This is a genomic window from Nitrobacter vulgaris, from assembly GCF_002028545.1.
Lineage (GTDB): Bacteria > Pseudomonadota > Alphaproteobacteria > Rhizobiales > Xanthobacteraceae > Nitrobacter > Nitrobacter vulgaris.
Genome location: NZ_MWPQ01000049.1, coordinates 121,046 through 134,990, shown reverse-complemented (window position 1 = coordinate 134,990; position 13,945 = coordinate 121,046). Strand labels below are relative to the sequence as shown.

Here is a 13,945-nt window from a genome sequence, read left to right as displayed (position 1 = left end):
TCATGCTCAGCATGAATCCCGAAAGAAAACCGATCCTTGGATCGGATCATGCTACGACCGGGTCGTGCCCTGATCGCGAATAGCACCGAGATGTTCGTTGATACGAAAGACGATCAGGATCGACTCGGCCGCGATCCGCGAAAACACGATGCCAACGAGGACGCCGGCGACATTCAGAAGGATCGTGATGAAACCACTAAAGGGACTGACGGCCATCGAGGTCAGGCCCGCGAAGATGCCGGATAATCCCGACAGCACGATCAGGACAATGACCAGCCAATAAAATACCTTGATGATGGTGGGCGTGATGAAGCGATCCCACTGAAACAGATCCCGGATTTCAAACATTTGCCGTTCCCCTCGCGCGTCGCGCGGCCGTCATGAGCCGGGCGGCACTTACCCCAAGGGCCGCTCCCGGCAAGCTCGCGCCGCGGCATGCTGGCGTACGGGTTGAGATTGCTGCAAATAGCGGCCACAATCGGGCATCCTTCAACAGCTCTCGCCATGACCCTGACATTTGAAGATTTCCCCCTCGGCCATTTCGGCACTTTCGGGCCGCGGCATGTCAGTCGTGACGACATCATCGCATTCGCATCCGAGTTCGATCCGCAGCCCATGCATCTCGATGAGGCGGCGGCGAAGCATACCATGCTGCGCGGGCTATCGGGTTCGGGCTGGCATTTGTGTTCGCTTATGATGCGCATGATGTTTGACGGCTATATCCGACGGACCGCTTCGCTCGGCTCTCCCGGCGTTGATGAAGTCCGCTGGCTGTCGCCGCTGCGGCCGGGCGACGATCTGATGCTGGACGTCGATGTGACTGCGGCGCGGGCGTCGCGCAGCCGTCCGGAGATGGGAATCGTGACCTTCGCGATACGCATGCGCAATGCTTCTGGCCAGGTATTGCTCGAGGCGGTGTCTCCGATCATGATCCGGCGCCGCGCGGAGCAGACGGCGCGGAGCTGAGCTCTTGGGTTATTTCGAAGACATGGGGGTCGGGCAGCGTCGTGATCTCGGTTCGTTTATCTTCACCGGCGATCTCATCAAGACATTCGCGTCACAATTCGACCCGCAGCCGTTTCACCTCGACGAGGATGAAGGCCGCAAATCACTATTCGGCGGTCTGGCAGCCTCCGGCTGGCATGTCGTTTCGGTTTGGATGAAGCTGATGGTCGCGGACAGTCAGCGTGAGGCGGCGGAAGCCGCCGCGCGCGGCGAAAAGCCGGGGATGTGGGGGCCGTCGCCCGGATTTCGCGACCTGCGCTGGCTGAAACCGGTCCTGGCGGGGGATACTGTCAGTTATGCCAGCGAAGTCGAATCGCTGAGAGCCACCCACTCTCGTCCGGAATGGGGCGTTATGCAAATACGTAACACCGGCACGAACCAGCGCGGCGAACTGGTCTTTTCCTTTTTGGGCTCAGTTTTCGTCCCGCGCCGGCTTCCGCAGGATTGAGGGGGTGCACGATTGACCTAGTTTGGAGGAATTTTATTCGAAAACGAGCCTCTTTTAAGGAATTGTGAACCCTCAGACAGTCTTGTCGAAACGCGTCAGGGTAAGGGGCAGGGGGACGCCATGGCAGATCGCGCTGGATTGAAGATCGTCGGCTTGCTGTTCGCGAGCGTGACGCTGGCCGTAACGCTGGCAACGTGGACCGTGGTGAAGCGCTACTCAGATGGCGTATATTCGCTGGACAGTGTTGCAGTCGCGCACATCCCCGCTCGCTGACCCCTGCTGAAACATCCGTTCAGCCGGCCGAGCCAAGCCTGGCTTCAAGCGCGGCGATCCGTTCCTTCAGCGTCTCATTGTCCTCGCGCGCAAGCCGCGCCATCTCCTTCACAGCCTCGAACTCCTCGCGCTTGACCAAATCGAGATCGCGCAGGATCTTCTCTGCCTGATGGCGGACTACCGCGTCGACCTCACGCTTGAGCCCCTGAGCCACCCCGGCGGTATCGTTCATAAGTCGTCCAATCTCGTCGAAAAACCGGTTGCTGGTCTGGGTCATCTACTATCTCCGGTTAGCGGCAAGATCGCCATATCACCGAGAGAGAATGGCGATCCCGACACGGCAGTTCAAGCCCGCTCGAACCGTCGCAAGCCTTGTTGGGGCCGGATTTCCCTTGCAATCGTTACGTGGCCGTTCGAGAGGTGGATGCTCACGGCAAGCGCGGGCATTCCGCCTTGGATAGAACGAATCCGATGTTTCTCCTCATCACCTATCCTGTCTTCGATCCCGTTGCCATTTCGCTCGGTCCGATCGCGATCCGCTGGTATGCGCTGGCCTATATCGGCGGTATCATGCTCGGCTGGCTTTATGCGCGGGCGTTGCTCAGGAGCGAGAAGCTCTGGGGGGGACCGGCGCCGATCTCGGTGGTGCAGCTCGACGATTTTATCCTGTGGGTGACGATCGGCATCATCGTCGGCGGCCGCGTCGGCTATGTGCTATTCTACAATCTGGATTTCTTCATCCACCATCCCGCCCAGATCTTTCAGCTCTGGAACGGCGGCATGTCGTTTCACGGCGGCTTCATGGGCTGCGTCGCGGCGGTCATCCTGTTCTGCCGCCGGCACGGCCTGCCGATCCTGTCGCTTGGGGACGTCGCCACCGCGGTCGGGCCGATCGGCCTTTTTCTTGGCCGTATCGCCAACTTCATCAACAGCGAATTGTGGGGACGTCCGGCCGACCCGAGCCTGCCCTGGGCCATGGTGTTTCCTAACGGCGGCCCGCTGCCGCGGCATCCGAGCCAGCTTTACGAGGCCACGCTCGAGGGGCTGGTACTGTTCACGATCCTCGCGCTGATGATCCGCTTCGGCGCGCTCAAGCGGCCGGGGCTGATTCTTGGCAGCTTCATCACGCTGTACGCGCTGGCGCGGATTGTCGCAGAATTCTTTCGCGAGCCGGATCCACAGCTCGGATTTCTGTGGGGTGGATTGACCATGGGAATGCTATTGTCGATACCGATGGTTATCGCTGGACTCGCTATTGTCTATGCCGCCTGGTCCCGCGGTTCGCGGGCGTCAGACGCACGAGCGATTCCGAATCCGGGCAAGGTCGATCGTGGCTGAACCTTCTCCGCTGCTGGCCGACATCAAGAAGCTGATCAAGACGTCCGGTCCGCTGCCGGTCTGGCGCTACATGCAGCTTTGCCTGACCCATCCCCAACACGGTTACTATATCGCGCGCGACCCATTGGGGCGCGAGGGTGATTTCATCACGTCGCCCGAAGTCAGCCAGATGTTCGGCGAACTGCTCGGGTTGTGGGGCGCCTCGGTGTGGCGGTCGATCGGCTCTCCGGCCACGCTGCGGCTGATTGAGTTCGGTCCCGGCCGCGGCACCATGATGGCGGATGCGCTACGCGCGTTGCGGGTGCTGCCACCCATGTATCAGGCGCTCAGCGTCCATCTGATCGAGATCAATCCGGAGCTGAGGGAAAAGCAGAAGGCGGCGCTGTCCAGCACGCCGAACATCCATTGGCACGCGAGCTTGGACGAGGTGCCGGAGGGACCGGCGATCATCCTCGCCAACGAATACTTTGACGTGCTTCCGATCCATCAGATGGTCAAACGCGACGACGGCTGGCACGAGCGGGTTGTCGATATCGACAGCAGCGGTCAACTCGTGTTCGGCGCCAACGCTGCGCCAACGCCGCGCTTCGACATGCTGCTGCCGCCGCTGGTGCGCGCGGCGCCGGTCGGGGCCATTTTCGAGTGGCGCCCGGATGCCGAGATCATGTCCATCGCAACCCGCGTTCGCGATCACGGCGGCGCTGCGCTGATCATCGATTACGGCCATGTGCGCAGCGACGCGGGCGATACCTTTCAGGCCATCGCAAGGCACAGCTTCGCCGATCCGCTGAAATATCCCGGTCAGGTGGACGTGACAGCCCATGTGGATTTCGAAGCGCTTGCCCGCGCAGCCGAGGATGTCGGTGCCCGCGTGCACGGGCCGGTGACGCAGGGAGAATTTTTGCGACGGCTCGGCATCGAGTCCCGCGCCGTCAACCTGATGGAGAAAGCAACTCCTGAAATATCCGACAGCATCGCGACGGCGCTGAAGCGTCTAACCGAGGGGGGGCGTGGCGGCATGGGGTCGATGTTCAAGGTGATCGGCGTCTCCGATCCTGGTCTCACCGAATTGGTGGGACTGAGCGATCGGGAGCGTCGCGGTGGGATGAGGGCGCCGTGACGCTGGCATCCACCTTGCTTTCGACGGTTTCCGGGCTGCGGCACGCCTTTTTCACCCGTGAAGGCGGAGTCTCGCAGAGCATCTACGCGAGTTTGAATGCTGGCATCGGTTCGCAGGATGACCCGGCGCATGTCACCGAGAACCGGCGCCGCATGGCCGAGATGATGGGCGTTGCGCCAGGGAATTTTCTCTCGCTCTACCAGTTCCACTCGTCCGATGCCGTAGTCGCCGACAGGGCTTGGGACGTGTCATCCCGGCCGCGTGCGGACGCCATCGTCACGCGAACCCCCGGGCTTGCGATCGGCGTGACCGCGGCTGACTGCGGCCCGATCCTGTTCGCCGATCCGCAGGCCCGCGTGATCGGCGCGGCACATGCCGGCTGGAAGGGCGCGCTGACGGGCGTGCTGGAAAAGACCATCGAAGCGATGGAAGCGCTTGGCGGCCGGCGCCGCGACATGGCCGTTGCCATTGGTCCGCTGATCCGCCAGCAAAGCTACGAGGTTGGAGCCGAATTCGTCGCGCGATTCATGGAGGCCGATCAGGACAATGAGCGGTTCTTCGTTCGGTCGGAGCGCGACGGCCATGCCATGTTCGATCTCGGCGGCTTCATCCGGATGCGGCTTGAACGCGCTGGCGTGCTGACGATCGACGATACCGGCATCGATACTTATTCAAACGAACGCTTCTTCAGCTATCGCCGCTCGGTGCATCGCGAGGAACCGGATTTCGGCCGCCACGTCCACGCGATCGTGCTGGACGTTGATTAACGGCGCCGGATGCCGACGGTCGATGATCGCTCATGCCGTGTGGCGAAGCTCCGCTCAGGGCAGAACGGGCGCGTGCTACCACCCGGCAACCGCAGGGCGGCCCTTTTTCGCAGACGGCCGATGTCGGCGAGCGTGGTCGGCTTCGCCGCATTAAGCGGTCATTGACGTCCGATTCGGCGGGATCTACCCCGGATTCCGCAAGGCGGCGTATTGCCAGACTTGGCCACTCCTTGATACACCGCCTCCGCGGGATCGGAGAGGCTCTCGGGAGACGGGATGTTGAACGTTGTATCCACCACATCGCGGGGAGACGCGTCGATGTCCGCCAAGAACGGCGCCGTCAAGCTGGTCGCCGGCAACTCCAATCTGGTGCTGGCGCGGGAAATCGGCAGATGGCTTGGGCTTGAACTCACGAAAGCCAGCGTCCGTCGCTTCGCCGACAACGAGATCTTCGTCGAAGTCCTGGAGAATGTGCGCGGCTCGGACGTCTACGTAATTCAGTCGACTTCGTATCCGACCAATGACCACCTGATGGAGCTTTTAATCATCACGGACGCTCTGCGCCGTGCCTCTGCGCGCCGGATCACCGCGGTGATTCCTTATTTCGGCTATGCGCGGCAGGATCGAAAGGTCGGTTCGCGCTCACCGATTTCGGCCAAGCTGGTGGCCAACCTGATCACGCGCGCCGGGACGGATCGCGTGCTGACGCTGGATCTGCACGCGGGGCAAATTCAAGGCTTTTTCGATATTCCGACCGACAATCTCTACGCGTCCCCGGTGATGGTTCGCGATATCAAGGAGCGGTTCGAACTCGGCAAGCTGATGGTGGTATCGCCCGACGTTGGCGGCGTGGTGCGCGCGCGCGGTCTTGCCAAGCGCATCAGTGCTCCGCTGGCGATTATCGACAAGCGTCGCGAGCGCGCGGGCGAATCCGAAGTCATGAACGTGATCGGCGATGTCGCGGGCTATACGTGCATTCTGATTGACGACATCGTCGATTCCGGCGGCACCCTGGTCAATGCCGCCGACGCGCTTCTCGCCAACGGCGCCCGGGACGTCTATGCCTACATCACTCACGGGGTGCTGTCCGGCGCCGCCGCCGCGCGCATCGCCGGCTCAAAACTGAAAGAGCTGGTCATTACCGACTCGATCCAGCCGACTGACGCCGTGAGCAAGACCGGCAACATCCGCCTGCTGTCGATCGCCGGATTGATCGGCGAGGCGATCAACCGCACTGCTGCCGAACAATCAGTATCGAGCCTGTTCGACTGAACGGCAGATTGAAGTGAGGACACTAAAGTCTGATCCAGGCTCGATCTGGATCAAACTTTAATATCCTCGCTGCAAGAGCAATATGCTCACTCGTTGCGCAGGTTCTCAGCTGTGCGTTTCCATTGCGCGACGTTGTCCGCGATGATCCGGGTCGACTTCATCGCGGCCTGACTCAGCTGAGCATAGCCCGAGATCTCGCGCTGGACCCGTTGTCCTTCCGCATGAAGCAGATCGCGGAGGGTTTCAAGTTCGGTGACGAGGTTCTCGATCTCGGCGAGCGAAGTTCCGGCGACACGCTGGATCAGCGAGTTGACGTTGTTCACCGTTGCTTCCGTGTTCGGCTCCAGCTTCGCGTCGGGGTTCGGAGCACCCGCGGCGGGACTGGCAGCGGGACGGCGCAGATAGGCGATGTCGTTGCGCACGAAATCGCGAATACCCGCCTCTACCTCCGAGACGGCGGCGAGGTTCGTATCGGCTTCGGGCACGCTTGGTTCTTCTTTTTCGGATGGAGTGGCATTCATCGGCTTGTTCCCTGTTTCGCGTTGAGCGAGCGCGGTTGTCCCCCCGCACGACGAGTTTCTAGCTACGGTATCAGGGCTGCCGATTTTGACAACATCGGGGCCGATCTGCGGCGAGCAGCGTTCAATCTCCGAAATCAGCCGCGCTGGCGGGCTCACCACTTACGCTTGAACGCTGCGGTCAGGCTCGCGTTCGGGGGACCTTGCGGCGTTTCGCTGACCGAGCCGGCGACGCTGATGTCGTCGAACAGCTTCTGTTCGGCACCGATCCTGCGAAGCCATTTATTATCGTTTGTTGAAAGCGACTGTCCCGCGATCAGGCTGGTGCCGGTGTCGGTCAGGCTCAGCCTGGCCGAGTGGTCGGTTTTATACTGTCGCGTTCCCTTGATGCCCGGGATCGACAGCGCGTCGTGTTGAGTGACGTTGTAGCCGTTCTGAAGGGTAACCGCGTAACGGCCGTCGCTGAGAGGCAGCGATTTGCTGAGCGAGGTATCGAGCATGGTTTGAGCCCGGGCGGGGTCAATCCGTGCTTCAAGCGCGGTCTTGTCCCAGATCCGCCCCAGGCCGGGCGCGGTGGCGGCTGCCCATGCCTGACCCGAGGACTGCGATGAGCGGGCGTCGGTTGCAAGTTTGTTCGCTGCGGGTTCCGACGCCGTCAGCGGCGACGGCTGACGTATGACGGTCAGATCGGTCCCGATCCGTGTGTCCCAGAGCGGTGAAACCGAACGTCTTGCGGTAAGGGCGGCGGAGCCGTCCGCATTATCGCGGGAGGTCCAGGCAAGTTCGGGGTCGGATGCGGGTTGCGACGATGACTGTGAATGGCGAACCTGCGGCGGCATTTCCTTTGAGAGGGTAAAGCCGTCGGCCTCGAGTTGGCTCCAGTCGATTTTGGAATCCGTTGGTAGGTCGCCATCGGGCGCGATGTGCTCCGCCGGGTTGCCGGGAGTGTCAGCATCTCCCGATTGTGCCGATAAGGTTCCGGTTGTCCAGCCGGCAGCAACCGCCAGAAGCAGTAAACCCGTACGTCGTATGATCCTCGAAGCCATGGGTTCTGCCAGTCCGCCAATCCGAAGCCGCACATTGCGGCCGCGTGTGTTCGAAATTATGGCGCGCGGGCATGCGCGCATCGGCGCGATGCCTATATGCTCATCATGGTAAATTCAATCTCGCCCGCGACCGCGCGGCCGCGTCGGCCTTCACCGATACTGATCTGCAGAAAATGTCTCAAGCGCGCCGCGAACGGCCACGCGGTTAAACGCGCGCTGAAATCGGAACTGAAGGCTTTGAGTCGGGCGAGCGGCGAGAAGCGCCCGCGTGTGGTGATGACCGGCTGCTTCGGAATTTGTCCCAAACGCGCGGTGACGACGGCGAGCGGCGTGACACTGGCGCGCAACGAATTCCTGCTGATAGCGGATGCCGAGCAGGCGAGGGACGCGGCGGCAAAGCTGATGGCGCACGAAAATCTAGAGCGGGATGAGAAAAAGGTGTAGCGGTTTCCAGCCGCATCTCGCGTTAAAATATTGGAATGATCACGTTCGATTCCGGATCGCGTCGATTCAAAATCATCGTGATCCACCCTTTTTGATTGACGCGTTTCTTCCGGCGAACCGGTATCCACGTCGCTCGAAACGCTATAAGCGTCAGGCCTTCACCGTTTTCGGTTTCGCTGTCTTTCCGGATTTTTTCTTCGGCGCGGCGGCCTGTTCCGCCGCGAACGTGTTCGCCGCCCGCCGCATCGCGCGTGCGTAGCTGTCGGCTGCGTTGTCGGCGGACATCCGCAACCGCCTTGCGGCGGCGGTGCCTTCCTCGAACGTGTGTTTCGCCATTTGCCGCAAGCGCTGCTTGCCTGCAACATCCTTCGCTTTCGCTGCAAGAGCGAGATAGCGGTCGCGCCGAGTCTTCACAGCCGCCGTCAGGCTTTTGTGTTGCTGCTTCGCAAGCTGCCGGATGATGACGTCAAGATCGGCATCCGCCATGGATGGTGCCCCCGCACAATGTGAAGAGAAAATCGCTTCATGCTTAGAGCATGATCCCGAAAAGTGAAAACCGTTTTTCGGATAAAGATCATGATCAATCAAAAAAGATAATGCTGGATTCTGATTCAACGACGGTTGAATCAGAAGCCAGCAAGCGGCGAGAAGTGTCGCAATCGCGGGATCGTTTTGACACGATGTTGCTCTTGAGATCGAAACACAAGTCTCAATGCCCACTCATGACCAGCGTCTTGACGGGAAGCACAAGGGCTTGGATGCGCAACAGCATGGCATGCACGATCCCCACGGCGTCTACGGCGTGGAGCGCGAAGCGCTTGAAGGCACCGGTATCTTTTGACGCGATCTGGTCGTGGTTGCTGGTGTAGGCGTTGACGATGCAACTGCTTCCCGGTGTGATGCCCTCCAGGCCGCCTTTGTAGAGCGGCTCGAGGAGGACAAGAATCGAGCCCGGACGCAGAGTCTGCCCCGCCTCGACGAGCTGCTCGCCGCCACGGAACTGACCGGCCGCGATGTAGTCCTGTACGCTCGTGACGACCATCGGAATAATGGCCCACGGCTTCGAAATGCACGTAGCCTCCGCCACCATTCCGACCCTCATCACCTGCGCTTCGATCTGGCCGAACCCCGCCGCCAGCGACCGTTTGCCGGCGCCCTCCGGGATCAGGATTCCCGCCGATCGCATCATCGGGTTGACGATATCGCCAGGCCGTAACAAAAATTGCTCGACGCGTCCGTCAACGCCGGCGCGAATGTAGGTCTTGTCGAGATCGACCTGCGCCTGTGCCAGCGCCGCCTCGGCGCTAGCCTTCTCCGCGGGAAGAAGCGATGTCATGCGGGTCATCGCGGATTCTTTCGCCGCATTTGCCGCATCCACGGTGCCCTGCCGTCCCGCGAGCAGGACCCCGAGTTTCTCGATGTCGCGCTGGGGGACGATCCCCGGATTGCGCCTTTGCAGTTCGCGCTTCACGTTAAGCTCGTCGGACGCCTGCTGGTATGCGCTTTTGGCTTCTTGGATCTGGGCATCCGCCTTGATGATATCGACCTGTGCAGCGCCTAGCGCGGCATCCACCTCAGCGATCTTGCGCCGAGCGGTTTCCAGCGCTGCTTCCTGCTTCGAGCTGTCGAGCTTGAAGATCACGTCGTTCTTTTTCACGGGCGCGCTGAAATCGACATGAACCTCGGCCACCCGCCCGATTGTCTCGGGGATGATCGGGACGGTCCTGAAGTACAGGGTCGCTGTCGTCGTCGAGGGATGGAAATAGAAGATCACCGTGATCAGGGCGACCGTGAGCATCAAACAGGCGGTAATGCCCCACCTCAGCTCGAACCAGACGGAGTAGAGCGTGATTTCGCGGCCAAGCCGCTTTCCCTGCGCGTAGCGCCGGTAAAGATAATCGGGGACGATCGTCAGCAGCGAACAGAGCAGCAGTTCAAGCATGACCCGGCAACCCGCTAGCGCCGGCGTCATCCTCGCCGGGTTCTTTTTTGTCGGACGCCTTTGCCAAATCCGGTTTCGCCAAGTTCGGTTTCGCCAAGTCCGGCTTCGCCAAGTCCGGTGCGCCGGCGGTCGCGATATCGTGCGGCGATCGGGGCGCCGCCGTGCCTGGCTGGATGCCGGCAATTGTCGCCACGGAGCCTGCGATGCTGCGCAGCGGGGTGCTGAAATCCGGCAGGTCGATCATCGCCAGCAACAGTCCCGCCACCCAGAACACATGCATATGGGTAAACAGCGCCAGTAAGCCGAGAACGGCGACAATCTCGAACTGCAGCTTCTGCGATCTGTGCGCCATCCGCTCCGGCAGGGTATGCAGCCGTAGATAGATATTGCCGACCGCCAGAACGGCTCCAAGCAGGATGACGCCGACAGCCACCATCAAGACATCCGTGTCACCGGGCGCTGTAATGAACGAGGGAAGATCGTGGGGGGCGTTTGGATGAAGCAACTCGCTCAAGCGGTCCTCCATTCCGGAAACAACTAACTGAAAAAGTATAGCCGGCATTTGCCGAAGGTTGGCATCATTGCACAGGCTTGGAATTTGGCAAGTACGATCAACTACGGCGGCATTTCGAAGCGTCGGCATCCGTCATGTCGAGCGCACGGTGAGCCTTTCCTGATTGTTTGACCGGCGACGCCTGTTCACTTCTTCTTCCATCCACCCCTGTGGCCCGGCGCGCCGCCGGATGAGCGCGGCCGTGGACCGAATTCAGGTCCGGATTCGCGCGAATTGGTCGGTTGGAAAATCCTGCTTTCGGTCCCCGGACCCATTTCGTCGAGCGTCGGTTTGCGCGGCTTTGGACGCGTGCCGGTCGGCTTGACCTCGTGCCAGGTGGCGATACCCATTTCGTCGAGCGAGGGTTTATGGATTTTTGAGGTTGAGGAGCTGCGCTTGCCAAACTTTCCGGTCGGCCTGCCTTGCGCTGCTTTATCCAAACGCGCTGGCAGATTCGCCGCATCGCCGTATTTCTTCGCGCCGGCATAGGCGCCCGCCTTTGCCGCGACCCCGCGCTGCTTGATGGTGGGATCATCGACCACGGCCAGCTCGGTGGCGCGCAGCCGCTTGACCTCATCGCGCAGCCTTGCGGCTTCCTCGAAGTTCAGGTCGGCGGCGGCCTCGCGCATCCGCGTTTCCAGATCGGAGAGAACGGCCTCGAAATTGTGGCCGATCGCGATCGCGTCATCCGACCAGGAATTCCCCTTGCCGCCATCGCCGATCTCCACCAGCACATGATCGCGCTCATAAACGCTGTTGAGAATATCGCCGATGGACTTCTTGACGCTTTCCGGCGTGATGCCGTTGGCGGTGTTGTATTCCACCTGCTTTTCGCGGCGGCGGTCGGTCTCGGCGATGGCGCGTTGCATCGATCCGGTGACCTGATCGGCATAGAGGATCACCCGGCCGTCGACGTTGCGGGCCGCGCGGCCGATGGTCTGGATCAGCGAGGTCTCGCTGCGCAAAAAACCTTCCTTGTCCGCGTCGAGGATGGCAACCAGCGCGCATTCGGGAATGTCGAGGCCCTCGCGCAGCAGGTTGATGCCGACCAGCGCGTCGAAAGCGCCAAGCCTGAGATCGCGGATGATCTCGATACGCTCGATGGTGTCGATATCCGAGTGCATGTAGCGCACGCGGATGCCCTGCTCGTGCAGATATTCGGTGAGGTCCTCCGCCATGCGTTTGGTTAGCACCGTGATGAGTGAGCGATAGCCATTCGCAGCCGTTGCGCGCACCTCGCCTACGAGATCGTCCACCTGCGTCCGCGCGGGGCGGATGTCGACCGGCGGATCAATCAGCCCGGTCGGACGGATCACCTGCTCGACGAACACGCCGCCGCTCTCGTTCAGCTCCCATGCGCCTGGCGTGGCGGATACCGCGACCGATTGCGGGCGCATCATGTCCCATTCCTCGAAACGCAGCGGCCGGTTGTCCATGCAGGAGGGCAGGCGGAAGCCGTATTCGGCGAGCGTGGCCTTGCGGCGGAAGTCGCCGCGAAACATGCCGCCGATCTGCGGCACGCTGACGTGGCTCTCGTCGGCAAACACCAGCGCGTTGTCGGGGACGTATTCGAACAAGGTCGGCGGCGGCTCGCCCGGGCGGCGGCCGGTGAGATAGCGTGAATAGTTCTCGATGCCGGCGCAGCTTCCGGTCGCCTCCATCATTTCGAGGTCGAAGGTGGTGCGTTGCTCCAGCCGCTGCGCTTCCAGCAGGCGACCCTGCGCGTGCAGTTCGTCGAGCCGCATCTTGAGTTCCGATTTGATCGACTTGATCGCCTGCACCAGCGTCGGACGCGGCGTCACATAATGCGAATTGGAATAGACCTTGATGAAATCCAGTTCATCCTGCTTGTGGCCGGTGAGGGGATCGAACTCCTCGATGCTCTCCACCTCGTCGCCGAACAGGTTCACGCGCCAGGCGCGGTCTTCGTAGTGCGCCGGGAAGATATCGATGACGTCGCCGCGCACGCGGAAAGTGCCGCGGGTGAAGTCGGCCGATGTGCGCTTGTATTGCAGCGCCACGAGATCGGCGATGAGCTGACGCTGGTCGATGCGCTCGCCGCGCTTCAGGGCGAAGGTCATTGCGGTGTACGTCTCGACCGAGCCGATACCATAGATACACGACACAGAGGCGACGATGATGACGTCGTCGCGCTCCAGCAGCGCGCGCGTTGCCGCGTGGCGCATGCGGTCGATCTGCTCGTTGATCGAGGAATCCTTCTCGATATAGGTGTCGGTGCGCGGTACGTAGGCTTCAGGCTGATAGTAGTCGTAATAACTGACGAAGTATTCCACCGCGTTGTCGGGGAAGAAATTCTTGAACTCACCGTAGAGCTGCGCTGCCAGCGTCTTGTTTGGCGCGAGGATCAGGGCTGGGCGCTGCGTGGCTTCGATCACCTTGGCCATGGTGTAGGTCTTTCCGGAGCCGGTGACGCCGAGCAGCACCTGGGTGCGGTCGTTGCGCTGGATGCCTTCCACCAGTTCGCGGATTGCCTGTGGCTGGTCGCCTTTGGGCTGATACTCCGACTTGATCTCGAACCGCACGCCGCCTTCGCTCTTCTCCGGTCGCGGCGGCCGGTGCGGTGTCCATACTTTCATCCCGCCGTCGTCGCCGCGAAATTCGGGGCGGCCATCGCGGATCAGATTCTCGAGCGCTTCAGCGGTCGCCTTGACGCCAAGGCCTTCCATCTTGTTGCGCGGTGGCCGCGCCAACGCTTCATCGTCATCCTCGGCGGTTGGGAAGCCCAACTGCCGCGCCAGTTCCGGGTCGAGCGTCGGGATGGTGGCGGAGGTGCCGTAGTTCGGCGTCGCGAATTCCGCTTGCGGCGCTTCGTCGAAGCCCTTTTGCTTTACCTCGTCCTTGAGGGGAGAGACTTCCCTGTCCCTGTCACTCGCTCCGCTAACGGGAGGGGAGCGAGACGCATCCCGTTTTGCCGTCGCATCGTCCTTGCCGCGCGTGGAGGCTCGCGCGCGATGCGCCGCAGCCTCGCCGCCGGAGCGGCGGTCCCACGAATTGTCCGGTGGCGGTTGCAATCCGGTGCCGGACCCGAGGCCGGCATCGCCGCGGTTAATCGCCGGATTGAGCAATTCGGCGAGCGCAGGTCCGATCGGCTGCACCTCGGGACGATGTGCCTTCGACTTCGGGGCTTTAGACTTCTGAGCGCTCGGCGGTTTACCGGGTTGTTTAGGAGGATTGGGAGGCTTCGCCATGCCGGCAATA

Annotated in this window: 16 protein-coding genes; 7 read left to right on the top strand and 9 right to left on the bottom strand. The window is 61.6% G+C overall.

Going from position 1 to position 13,945, the window contains the following annotated elements; all coding sequences use genetic code 11:
• Positions 1-51 precede the first annotated feature (51 nt).
• Positions 52-348, bottom strand: a complete 297-nt coding sequence (locus B2M20_RS13465; protein WP_079447541.1) for a DUF4282 domain-containing protein — start codon at positions 346-348, stop codon at positions 52-54.
• Between the two features lie 156 nt (positions 349-504).
• Here B2M20_RS13465 and B2M20_RS13460 point away from each other — a divergent pair, with 156 nt between their 5' ends.
• The 3 genes from B2M20_RS13460 (at position 505) to B2M20_RS19795 (ending at position 1,726) form a co-directional block, all read left to right on the top strand.
• Entirely contained in the window at positions 505-966 is a 462-nt protein-coding gene (locus B2M20_RS13460; protein ID WP_079447540.1) for a MaoC family dehydratase, read from the top strand.
• Positions 967-970: 4 nt separating this feature from the next.
• Positions 971-1,453, top strand: coding sequence for a MaoC family dehydratase (locus tag B2M20_RS13455; RefSeq protein WP_079447539.1), 483 nt, complete (start codon positions 971-973; stop codon positions 1,451-1,453).
• A 120-nt stretch (positions 1,454-1,573) separates the two neighbouring features.
• Complete coding sequence (locus B2M20_RS19795; protein ID WP_173816003.1) at positions 1,574-1,726, top strand: hypothetical protein; 153 nt, start codon at positions 1,574-1,576, stop codon at positions 1,724-1,726.
• A gap of 19 nt (positions 1,727-1,745) precedes the next feature.
• Here B2M20_RS19795 and B2M20_RS13450 read toward each other — a convergent pair whose 3' ends face one another.
• The gene (locus B2M20_RS13450) at positions 1,746-2,003 is read right to left on the bottom strand and encodes an accessory factor UbiK family protein (RefSeq protein WP_079447538.1); all 258 of its coding nucleotides are present in this window, start codon (positions 2,001-2,003) and stop codon (positions 1,746-1,748) included.
• Positions 2,004-2,197: 194 nt separating this feature from the next.
• Between B2M20_RS13450 and lgt the strand changes: the two genes are divergently transcribed.
• The 4 genes from lgt (at position 2,198) to B2M20_RS13430 (ending at position 6,223) form a co-directional block, all read left to right on the top strand.
• Positions 2,198-3,064 (top strand): prolipoprotein diacylglyceryl transferase, encoded by an 867-nt coding sequence (gene lgt, locus B2M20_RS13445; RefSeq protein WP_079447684.1) that lies wholly within the window; start codon positions 2,198-2,200, stop codon positions 3,062-3,064.
• Complete coding sequence (locus B2M20_RS13440) at positions 3,057-4,184, top strand: class I SAM-dependent methyltransferase (protein ID WP_244553517.1); 1,128 nt, start codon at positions 3,057-3,059, stop codon at positions 4,182-4,184. The genes lgt and B2M20_RS13440 overlap by 8 nt, the downstream gene beginning before the upstream one ends.
• Positions 4,181-4,951 carry a peptidoglycan editing factor PgeF gene (pgeF, locus tag B2M20_RS13435; protein ID WP_079447536.1) on the top strand — a complete coding sequence of 257 codons (771 nt, stop codon included), beginning with the start codon at positions 4,181-4,183 and terminating at the stop codon, positions 4,949-4,951. Before B2M20_RS13440 ends, pgeF begins: the two co-directional genes overlap by 4 nt.
• 318 nt (positions 4,952-5,269) lie before the next feature.
• Positions 5,270-6,223: a ribose-phosphate pyrophosphokinase gene (locus B2M20_RS13430; protein WP_079447683.1), complete on the top strand. Its 954-nt coding sequence runs from the start codon at positions 5,270-5,272 to the stop codon at positions 6,221-6,223.
• An 86-nt stretch (positions 6,224-6,309) separates the two neighbouring features.
• On the opposite strand, the gene B2M20_RS13425 is transcribed toward B2M20_RS13430, so the two are convergent.
• The 7 genes from B2M20_RS13425 to uvrB all read right to left on the bottom strand — a co-directional run bounded on the left by B2M20_RS13425 (position 6,310) and on the right by uvrB (position 13,935).
• Positions 6,310-6,744, bottom strand: a complete 435-nt coding sequence (locus tag B2M20_RS13425) for a hypothetical protein (protein WP_079447682.1) — start codon at positions 6,742-6,744, stop codon at positions 6,310-6,312.
• A 152-nt stretch (positions 6,745-6,896) separates the two neighbouring features.
• Positions 6,897-7,787, bottom strand: a complete 891-nt coding sequence (locus B2M20_RS13420) for a hypothetical protein (RefSeq protein ID WP_244553516.1) — start codon at positions 7,785-7,787, stop codon at positions 6,897-6,899.
• Between the two features lie 92 nt (positions 7,788-7,879).
• On the bottom strand, positions 7,880-8,359 hold the full coding sequence (locus B2M20_RS20685; protein WP_158081541.1) for a hypothetical protein: 480 nt from the start codon (positions 8,357-8,359) through the stop codon (positions 7,880-7,882).
• Between the two features lie 22 nt (positions 8,360-8,381).
• Positions 8,382-8,717 (bottom strand): hypothetical protein, encoded by a 336-nt coding sequence (locus B2M20_RS13410; protein WP_079447533.1) that lies wholly within the window; start codon positions 8,715-8,717, stop codon positions 8,382-8,384.
• Positions 8,718-8,940: 223 nt separating this feature from the next.
• Positions 8,941-10,173, bottom strand: a complete 1,233-nt coding sequence (locus B2M20_RS13405; RefSeq protein WP_079447680.1) for an HlyD family secretion protein — start codon at positions 10,171-10,173, stop codon at positions 8,941-8,943.
• Positions 10,166-10,687, bottom strand: coding sequence for a hypothetical protein (locus B2M20_RS13400; RefSeq protein ID WP_079447681.1), 522 nt, complete (start codon positions 10,685-10,687; stop codon positions 10,166-10,168). Before B2M20_RS13400 ends, B2M20_RS13405 begins: the two co-directional genes overlap by 8 nt.
• Before the next feature lie 185 nt (positions 10,688-10,872).
• Positions 10,873-13,935: an excinuclease ABC subunit UvrB gene (gene uvrB, locus B2M20_RS13395; RefSeq protein WP_079447532.1), complete on the bottom strand. Its 3,063-nt coding sequence runs from the start codon at positions 13,933-13,935 to the stop codon at positions 10,873-10,875.
• Between the last annotated feature and the right edge of the window lie 10 nt (positions 13,936-13,945).